9 protein-coding genes are annotated in these 8,250 nt (G+C 59.2%); 6 read left to right on the top strand and 3 right to left on the bottom strand.

All coding sequences use genetic code 11. The features are described from left to right. Positions 1-135 precede the first annotated feature (135 nt). From LJX92_RS11010 to LJX92_RS11000, 3 genes are all read left to right on the top strand, one after another. Entirely contained in the window at positions 136-387 is a 252-nt protein-coding gene (locus LJX92_RS11010; RefSeq protein ID WP_032876316.1) for a type II toxin-antitoxin system HicA family toxin, read from the top strand. Then, the gene (locus LJX92_RS11005; RefSeq protein WP_103735389.1) at positions 384-743 is read left to right on the top strand and encodes a type II toxin-antitoxin system HicB family antitoxin; all 360 of its coding nucleotides are present in this window, start codon (positions 384-386) and stop codon (positions 741-743) included. The genes LJX92_RS11010 and LJX92_RS11005 overlap by 4 nt, the downstream gene beginning before the upstream one ends. A gap of 227 nt (positions 744-970) precedes the next feature. After that, positions 971-1,975: a family 2 encapsulin nanocompartment cargo protein terpene cyclase gene (locus tag LJX92_RS11000; protein ID WP_103735388.1), complete on the top strand. Its 1,005-nt coding sequence runs from the start codon at positions 971-973 to the stop codon at positions 1,973-1,975. 12 nt (positions 1,976-1,987) lie between these two features. Here the strand turns inward: LJX92_RS11000 and LJX92_RS10995 are convergent, their stop codons facing one another. Continuing rightward, the gene (locus tag LJX92_RS10995; RefSeq protein WP_228309750.1) at positions 1,988-3,160 is read right to left on the bottom strand and encodes an MFS transporter; all 1,173 of its coding nucleotides are present in this window, start codon (positions 3,158-3,160) and stop codon (positions 1,988-1,990) included. A 131-nt stretch (positions 3,161-3,291) separates the two neighbouring features. Between LJX92_RS10995 and LJX92_RS10990 the strand changes: the two genes are divergently transcribed. Next, positions 3,292-3,879 carry a TetR/AcrR family transcriptional regulator gene (locus LJX92_RS10990; protein WP_032876325.1) on the top strand — a complete coding sequence of 196 codons (588 nt, stop codon included), beginning with the start codon at positions 3,292-3,294 and terminating at the stop codon, positions 3,877-3,879. Here LJX92_RS10990 and LJX92_RS10985 read toward each other — a convergent pair. Both LJX92_RS10985 and LJX92_RS10980 read right to left on the bottom strand, forming a co-directional pair. After that, positions 3,863-5,218: an MATE family efflux transporter gene (locus tag LJX92_RS10985; protein WP_078821098.1), complete on the bottom strand. Its 1,356-nt coding sequence runs from the start codon at positions 5,216-5,218 to the stop codon at positions 3,863-3,865. The two genes, LJX92_RS10990 and LJX92_RS10985, sit on opposite strands and share 17 nt — an antisense overlap. A gap of 84 nt (positions 5,219-5,302) precedes the next feature. After that, positions 5,303-6,151, bottom strand: coding sequence for an IclR family transcriptional regulator (locus LJX92_RS10980; protein ID WP_032876330.1), 849 nt, complete (start codon positions 6,149-6,151; stop codon positions 5,303-5,305). 225 nt (positions 6,152-6,376) lie between these two features. Here LJX92_RS10980 and LJX92_RS10975 point away from each other — a divergent pair, with 225 nt between their 5' ends. Then, positions 6,377-7,405, top strand: a complete 1,029-nt coding sequence (locus LJX92_RS10975; RefSeq protein WP_078821097.1) for an ABC transporter ATP-binding protein — start codon at positions 6,377-6,379, stop codon at positions 7,403-7,405. Then, the gene (locus LJX92_RS10970; protein ID WP_228309749.1) at positions 7,402-8,247 is read left to right on the top strand and encodes an ABC transporter permease; all 846 of its coding nucleotides are present in this window, start codon (positions 7,402-7,404) and stop codon (positions 8,245-8,247) included. Before LJX92_RS10975 ends, LJX92_RS10970 begins: the two co-directional genes overlap by 4 nt. Positions 8,248-8,250 lie beyond the last annotated feature (3 nt).

Below are 8,250 nucleotides of genomic sequence, written 5' to 3'. Positions count from 1 at the left end.
TTAGCGGGGGGATGGGTGGCATCGAGCGAGCTGTCATCAAGGGTTACATCAATTCCGGGAAAGGCACACGCCCCCGAGCTAGCATTGACGAACACCACTTTTTGCAACTACATTTAGTTACACGCAAGGAACGTCGTGTCCAAAAATGAAAAGCTGCTCGCCAAATTGCTCAATGAGCACATGGCATTTACCTGGCCCGAGCTCGTCACGCTGTTACGCCGACTCGGATACACACTGATTGAAGGGGCTGGAAGCCGCGTCAAGTTCGATATCGGCGACCCCAGTGCAATGATCACGTTGCACAAGCCTCACCCGGGCAACGAACTGAAACATTACATTCGGCGCCAGATCATCGAACAATTGAAATCAGGAGAACTGATTCAGTGAACAACCAGCTCAAACATAAAGGCTACATCGGCTCTATCGAGGCCAGCCTCGAAGACAACTGCCTGTTCGGCAAGATTTTATTCATCAAGGCATTAGTGAGCTACGAAGGCAAAACCGTCGCAGAACTGGACGCAGCCTTTCGCGAAGCCGTGGACGATTATCTGGCTACCTGCCAGACCCTGGGGCAATCACCTGAGAAGCCATGCAAGGGCTCGTTCAACGTACGCGTTGGGCATGAACTGCATCTGGCAGCCGCTCTGGCCGCAATGCGTAAAAAGGTGACGTTGAACGACCTTACGCGCCAAGCGCTGAATGAGTTTCTGCAACAGCACGACGACGGTCTAGCGGCGGTTTGAATTGGCCAGTCAGGCAACATCGCCACAGGGCTCGTTCGATGCGTGTGGCGAAGTGACGACGCGAGTCATCCCAAATGGTCTTATTCGGGCATTAGAGTTCGTTGACTCCAATCAGAACTAAAGGGTCCATTGTGTTTTTCCACCCGGACTTCTAAATTGAAATCAACGCCCTTCCTGATCCTTGGTCCGCAGTAACGTCCAATGGCATAGACACCCGGAGTCTTGCTATGAACGACATCAGCCCGCCGCCTCCCCCACAAAAAAACTCAACCGGCCTGGAAATACCTGCGCTTGAATGTCCATTACCGATACGACTGGACGAAGCGCTCGGCAACCGTATCAATGCGCTGTTAATGGCGTGGATCAATCGAATCGGTATTTTCGAGGGGCAGTTGGATCACGTAAGGGCCTCGAACTTCGGGCGTTTCGTAATGCTGTGTCACGCCGACACCGACGACGTTCAACGCTTGCTACTGTCTGCAAAATGCATGGCGGCGCTGTTCGCGGTAGACGATCACTATTGTGATGATGAGCGAAGTGGCGCCAACCCCAAGCTCCTGGGCGCACGCTTGTCACTGGCCCTGGCCGCCCTGGACAGGGCATATCTGATTCCATCCCACGACCTCGCGCTCAAACGTGCGCTCAACGATGATCCGGTTTTACGTGGATTGCGGGGATATATGAACCACCTGGATCGCTATGCGACACCCTCGCAGAAAGCTCGCGTTCAGTCGGAGACCATTGCGATGTTCGTGACCATGAATGCGGAAGCTTCATGGCGCATCGAACACAGCCTGCCTCAAGTCTGGGAATATTTGGCACATCGTCAAGTCAACAGCTTTTTACCTTGCATGGCCCTCATTGATATTGTCGGCGGCTATGAACTGGGTGCCGATACTTATTTTTCTGCGCCTGTACGCGAAGTGATCGCCCTAGCTGCAAGTTTGACCATGCTCGTCAATGACTTGTATTCCGCATCCAAAGAGCAAGAGCCTGGCATCGGTGATTTCAACCTGCCATTGCTGCTGGCAAACGAACAAGGTTGTTCATTACAGCAAGCCTTGTGGTTGACAGCCGATCTTCACAACACGCTTATACGTAGATATGAAGCCAAGGAAAGAAGGCTGCTCAAACAGGCCTCCCCCACGCTCAAGCGCTTCCTCGGCGGGGTAAAAGCCTGGCTGGGCGGCAATTACGAGTGGCATCGACACAGCGGTCGCTATCAAGTGTGAACAAGCCGGCACTCAGCCCAACCGCCGATACCCCAACCATGCGGCCAACAACACCACCGCCCCCGCCGCCAACGCCACCCGGAACCCACTGGCAGCGCCGAAATGATCGATCATCCAACCAGAGCTGGCGGCGCCGATAGCAACGCCGATGCTCAGCCCGGTGATCAACCAGGTCATGCCTTCGGTAAGACGGCTGGGCGCAACGATCTGCTCGACCATGGCCATCGACACGATCAAGGTGGGCGCAAAGAACAGGCCGGAGATAAATATGGCGACGGCCAGGCCGGGGATGTTGCTCACCAGCAACAAGGGCAAGGTAGTCAACGCCGTGGCCACACCGCAGAACAGGAACTGACGCGGCAACGGCGCCTTGAGCTTGAGGGCACCGAAAGCCAGCCCGGCCAGGCACGAACCGATGGCGTACACCGACAGCACAACACTCGCCGCCGCCGGCTGGCCCTGATGCTGGGCGAACGCCACACTGACCACGTCCACCACGCCGACGATCACGCCCATGGCCAGCAGCAAGGTCATCAGAATCAAAACCGCAGGGGAAGCGATCAGCCAGCGGCCATGCGCGCCGTGGTGCTCGTGTATGGGTGGCTCGGTTTGCCGCTGCATTACAAAGGTGGTGACGCCCACCGCTAGTAACAATGCCGCCACCAAAGGGCCGGCTTCGGGGAACAGCACTACGCTCAGGCCCACAGAAATGGGTGGGCCGATAATAAAGCACACCTCATCCAGCACCGACTCCAGAGCAAACGCGGTTTGCAGCCTGGGCTGGCCGCGGTACAACTCGGTCCAGCGCGCCCGCACCATGGCGGACATATTGGGCATGCAGCCGGCCAGCGCAGCAAACAGGAACAGCGTCCAGCTTGGTGCCTGCAAACGCGTACACAGCAACAACATCAATAGCGCCCCGCCGCCGATCAGTGCGGCTATCGGCAGGACCTTGCCCTGGCCGTAGCGGTCCACCCAACGCGACACTTGCGGCGCACAAAACGCCGTGGCCAGGGCAAACACCGCCGCCACCGACCCCGCCAGCCCATAACCGCCATGGACTTGGGCGAGCATGGTGATCAGGCCGATACCGGTCATCGAGATTGGCATGCGCGCCAACATGCCTGCGAGCACAAAGGCTCGGGCGCCTGGGACCTGGAATAATTCGGCGTAAGGGTTTGCCATCCTGCGTAACCTCTTGCTCAAGCCGCGGCCTTGCTATCTGAAACGATGCGGGCAGAATACATACGGTGCGTATGTGATGGATCATGCTTCGCATACGCACCGTATGTCAATCACCAACCAATGAGACTTCCATGAGCCGAGCCCGTGCCGAAATGATCGAAGAGACTCGCGCCCGCCTGATCGCAAGTGCGCGCCGGGCATTCGCCACCCAAGGCTATGCCCATACCTCGATGGATGACTTTACCGCTCAAGCCGGGCTGACGCGCGGTGCGTTGTACCATCACTTTGGTGACAAAAAAGGCTTGCTGGCAGCCGTAGTCGCCCAGCTCGACAGCGAGATGGACGAGCACTTGCAACGCATCAGCGCGCAGGCCATAGAGCCCTGGAGCGGGTTTTGCGAACGCTGCCGAGCTTATCTGCGCATGGCCCAGGATCCGGAAATCCAGCGCATTGTGTTGCAGGATGCGCCAGCGGTGCTGGGGGATACCGGCTCACAACACCACTGCGTTGAGTCGTTGCGCCAACTCTTGGAGGCCCTGATGCAAGCCGGATGGGTGGAGCCGGCACCCAGCCAGGCACTGGCGCAGTTGATCAACGGCAGCCTGGTCAACACGGCGTTGTGGATCGCCCGGGATGCACACCCGAGCGCGCGGCTGGAGGAAGGCTTGCAGGGCCTGGAGGTGTTACTGCGCGGGCTCAGCCTCAAACCAACCGCTTGATCTGCTTATGCCGCCATACCAGCCGGTAATACGCGGTCTGCAATACCAGCATTGCCAGGTAGGTCACCGGGAACGCCATCCACACCCCCTCCAGCCCGAAGTGTGCGTTGAACAGATAAGCCATCGGCAGCTCCACGCAAAGCACGCAGAAAATCGAGATTGCCACCGGCATCAGCACCACGCCGCTGGCGCGCATGATGCCGCCGATCACCGCCTGGAAGCCGAACACCAGGATGCTCCAGAGCATGATGTGCAGCAGGTGTTCGGCTCTGATCCGGGCGCTGTCGTCAGTGATGAACAGCCCCAGCAACCAGTGCGACAACCCATAACCGAGCACAATCAGGCCCCCGGTCAGGCACAGGTTGATCACCAACCCCGTGCGCAGGATCGGCCCGATGCGCTCCAGGCGCCCGGCGCCGATCGCCTGGGCACCGAGGATCGAGGCGGTGATGGCAATCGACAGCGCCGGGAACTGGACGTAGTTGACGATCTGCGTCACCGCGCCATAAGCCGCCGTGGCCTGGGAGCCGTGGCTATTGACCAGGGCCAGGATGACCAATTCCGACAACGACAACACCACCATCTGCAAGCCTGTCGGCAGGCCGATGCGCAGCACTTTACCGAGGATGACGCGGTCCAGGCGTAAAGCCGCGAGCAGCTCGCGATCCGGTGCCATCACATGGTTTTTATGCCGCAGGCGCAGGACCAGGAACAGCATCGCCAAGGCGTTAGCCACCAAACCTGCGTAAACCGCACTCTGGATGCCAAGGGGCGGCAGGCCGATCCAGCCGCGAATCAGCGCTGGCGTCAGCAGCAAGCCCACCAGGGTCGAAACCATTAACGCCAGCAACGGCGAAATCGTGTCGCTCACCCCACGCAGCAACTGGGTATAGAGGATGAACACCAGCAACAGCGGCATGATCAACATCATCATCTGGGCATAGCCCACCGCATCGTCGAGCACATCCAGCGGCGTACCCAATGCCTGCAAGGCCGGGCGCGCAAACAGGCTGCCCAGCACCGCGGCAATCAGGCCCACCAGGGCGCCCAACGTCAGGGTGGCGCCGGTAATCACCTTGACCAGCCCCGTCTCCTGGGCACCCCACGCCTGGCCGATCAACACTGAGGCGCCCGCCCCCAGGCCGATCACCAGGGCGATAAAGAAAAACACGATGGGGAACATCCCCGACACCGCCGCCAAAGCCTGGGTGCCGAGCATTTGCCCGACATAGATACCGTTGAGGGTGCCGGAAAAGCTTTGCAGAAAATTGGACAGCACCATCGGTGCCAGAAAGATCAGATAGATCTGCCACAGCGGGCGTTGCAAAGGGGTCAGCATGAAAAATGGGACCTCGAATAACGAAAGCGTCGCAGGGTTATACCGTAAGTGGATCCAATGCTAATGCGTTTTAGCAAAGATCACTCATCCACCAAACGTCTGCGACGGCCTGCGCAACGTAGGGTCGAACGGGTTGATGCGTGGCCCGATTGCTGCAGCTTCGCGCTTGAGCAACTCCACCACCATCGGCAATCGGCTTGGCCCCAGGCGGTCACTGATGGTCGCCACACTCAACGCTGCGACCGCATGCCCCTCGCGGTTGAGGATCGGCACTGCCAACCCCGCCATACCTTCCAGCACCCCGGTGTTGCGTGCCGCGTAGCCCAAATTGCGAACGTTCTCAACTTCGGAGCGCAGCAGCACTTCGTCATACAAATGAAAATCCTTGAGCCGTGGCAGGTTGTAGCGGATGACCGTCTCGCGCTCTTCCTGCGGCAGAAAGGCCAGAATTGCCAGGCTGCCCTGCCCTACCCCCAGGGCTACGCGCCCGCCGATATCACCGGTGAAGGTACGAATCGGATACGGGCCTTCGCTGCGGTCCAGGCAAATGGCGTCGAAGCCGCTGCGAGCCAGCAGGAACAGCGAATCTCCCAACGATGCACTCAGGCGCAACAGGCTTGGGCGCACCAGATCGCGCAGGTTGCCAGTCTTGCCGGCATTGGCCGCCAACGCAAAGAACTCCAGGCTCAGGCGATAGCGTTTACTGCGCGCATCCTGCTCGACCATGCCTTCATCCATCAGGCTGCGTAGCAAGCGGTGAGTGGTGGGCTGGGAGAGGCCAACTCGGTGGGCGAGCTGGGTGACACGTTCGCCTCCCTCGGGCACTTCACCCAGAGCGCGTAGTAAGGCAAACACGCGGGATACGCCACCAGCACCGACTTCCTTGCCGCTACTATTCCGCTGAATGGAATCTGTATCACTCGATATCAACATAAATTCTGCTCAGTGAATAAATCTTAAAATAGTAGTCCGCTGAATGAAATTCCATCTTCCGCCCATCCTAGTCTTCGCTCTAATCTGCGTCCACAGGGGCGAAACGAACAACAACTGGCAGCCGACTCAAGATCGAGCGTCAACGCACCGGCAACACTCTTTTCGCATCTGCCCAAAACAAAAAAGCGCGCTTCGGCGCGGCGGAATAAAAGGTGGAACGCAGACATGGCATTTCTCCAACTCAACGCCTTGAGTAAACGCTACGGCGCCGTTGATGCAGTAGTTGCCACCGACCTCGCGGTGGAAAAAGGTGAATTCGTTTCCCTGCTTGGTCCTTCGGGCTGCGGCAAGACCACCACCCTGCAAATGATCGCCGGCTTTGTCGAGGTGAGCAGCGGCCAGATCCTGCTCGATGGTCGCGACATCACCCGCGCCAAGCCTGCCAGTCGTGGCCTGGGCGTGGTGTTCCAAAGTTATGCGCTGTTTCCCCATATGAGCGTGCGCGACAACGTCGCCTTCGGCTTGAAGATGCGCAAGGTACCGGCCACCAAGATCGCAAGCCTCGTCAAGACCGTACTCGAACTGGTGCGTCTGGCCCCCCATGCCGAACGCTACCCTCGGGAACTCTCCGGCGGCCAACGCCAACGCGTCGCGCTGGCCCGTGCATTGGTGATCGAGCCACCGGTTCTGCTGTTGGATGAACCGTTGTCCAACCTTGACGCCAACCTGCGTGAAGAGATGCAGTTCGAGATCCGCCGCATTCAATGTGCGGTGGGCATCACCACCTTAATGGTCACCCATGACCAGGGCGAAGCGCTCTCCATCAGCGATCGCGTGGTCGTGATGCAGGCCGGGCGCGTGACCCAGATCGACGCGCCGTACAAACTCTATGAACACCCGCGCACGCGCTTCATCTCTGACTTTGTCGGCAAGGCCAACCTGCTGGCCGGCGACTACGACGCGCTCGGTGTCCCCCAAGTGCGTCACCAGGGCGGCGCTGGCCAACTGACCCTGAGCCTGCGTCCGGAAAAGATCCAATTGGTACAAGCAGGTTCAGGCCGCGTGCAAGGCCAGGTGCTCGACCGCTACTTTTTCGGCAGCCAATGGCTGTATCGCATCCATACCCCCCTTGGCGAAATTACCGTGGTGCGCGGCAACGATGGCAGCGCACCGCTTTGCAACGGCGCGGCAGTGGGCCTGCAATGGCAAGCGGATTTGCTGCGGGTACTGGCGGCCGATGAGGTGCACCCATGAGGCGCGGCTACCTGCTCTCGTTACCGGCATTGGTGCTGTTTGGCGGGTTACTGATCTTGCCATTGGCCTTGACGCTGGTACTGTCCTTCAACGTGTTCGATTACCAGGTGGGTGTAAAGGCCGATCAGTGGACCCTGGACCACTACCTGGCATTGTTGAGCGATGCCTATTTCTACGAGATCTTCTGGCGCACCTTCTGGATCAGTGCGCTGGTAACGTTGCTGTGCGTGCTGATCGGGGTACCGGAGGCGTACATCCTCAGCCGCATGGGTACGCCGTGGCGGTCGGTCTTCCTGATCCTGATCCTCACACCGCTTCTGATTTCCGTGGTGGTACGCGCGTTTGGCTGGAGCTTGCTGCTCGGCGCCGATGGCCTGGTCAACCAAGTGATCCAGGCCATCGGCGGGCGCCCGGTGAAGCTGCTGTATACGCCGTTCGCCGTGATCATCGCGCTGGTGCACGTGATGCTGCCGTTCATGATCATCCCGGTATGGACCTCCCTGCAAAAGCTCGACCCCTCGGCGGAACAAGCGGCGCTTTCTCTGGGCGCAAGCCAGGCCACGGTGATGCGCAAGATCGTGTTGCCGCAAGTGATGCCCGGTGTGCTGTCCGGCACCTTGATCGTGTTCGGCCTGGCCGCCAGTTCATTCGCAATCCCAGGGCTGCTGGGCGGGCGACGTCTGAAAATGGTCGCCACTGTGGTGTATGACCAATACCTCTCGGAACTCAACTGGCCCATGGGCGCGACCATCGCGGTGGTGCTGCTGTTGGTCAATCTACTGATCATGCTGAGCTGGAACCGAATGGTCGAAAGCCGCTATAAAAAGTCCCTGGGGGTTTAAGCG

Source organism: Pseudomonas sp. HN8-3 (assembly GCF_020790195.1).
GTDB classification, from domain to species: domain Bacteria; phylum Pseudomonadota; class Gammaproteobacteria; order Pseudomonadales; family Pseudomonadaceae; genus Aquipseudomonas; species Aquipseudomonas synxantha_A.
The sequence above is the reverse complement of the archived record's forward strand: the minus strand, read 5'-3'. Positions and strand labels throughout refer to the sequence as shown.

Coding starts and splice junctions, on each gene's coding strand:
- LJX92_RS10975 (WP_078821097.1), top strand. CDS start 6,377: ATGGCATTTCTCCAACTCAACGCCTTGAGTAAACGCTACGGCGCCGTT.
- LJX92_RS10970 (WP_228309749.1), top strand. CDS start 7,402: ATGAGGCGCGGCTACCTGCTCTCGTTACCGGCATTGGTGCTGTTTGGC.
- LJX92_RS11000 (WP_103735388.1), top strand. CDS start 971: ATGAACGACATCAGCCCGCCGCCTCCCCCACAAAAAAACTCAACCGGC.
- LJX92_RS10995 (WP_228309750.1), bottom strand. CDS start 3,160: ATGGCAAACCCTTACGCCGAATTATTCCAGGTCCCAGGCGCCCGAGCC.
- LJX92_RS10980 (WP_032876330.1), bottom strand. CDS start 6,151: ATGTTGATATCGAGTGATACAGATTCCATTCAGCGGAATAGTAGCGGC.
- LJX92_RS10985 (WP_078821098.1), bottom strand. CDS start 5,218: ATGCTGACCCCTTTGCAACGCCCGCTGTGGCAGATCTATCTGATCTTT.
- LJX92_RS10990 (WP_032876325.1), top strand. CDS start 3,292: ATGAGCCGAGCCCGTGCCGAAATGATCGAAGAGACTCGCGCCCGCCTG.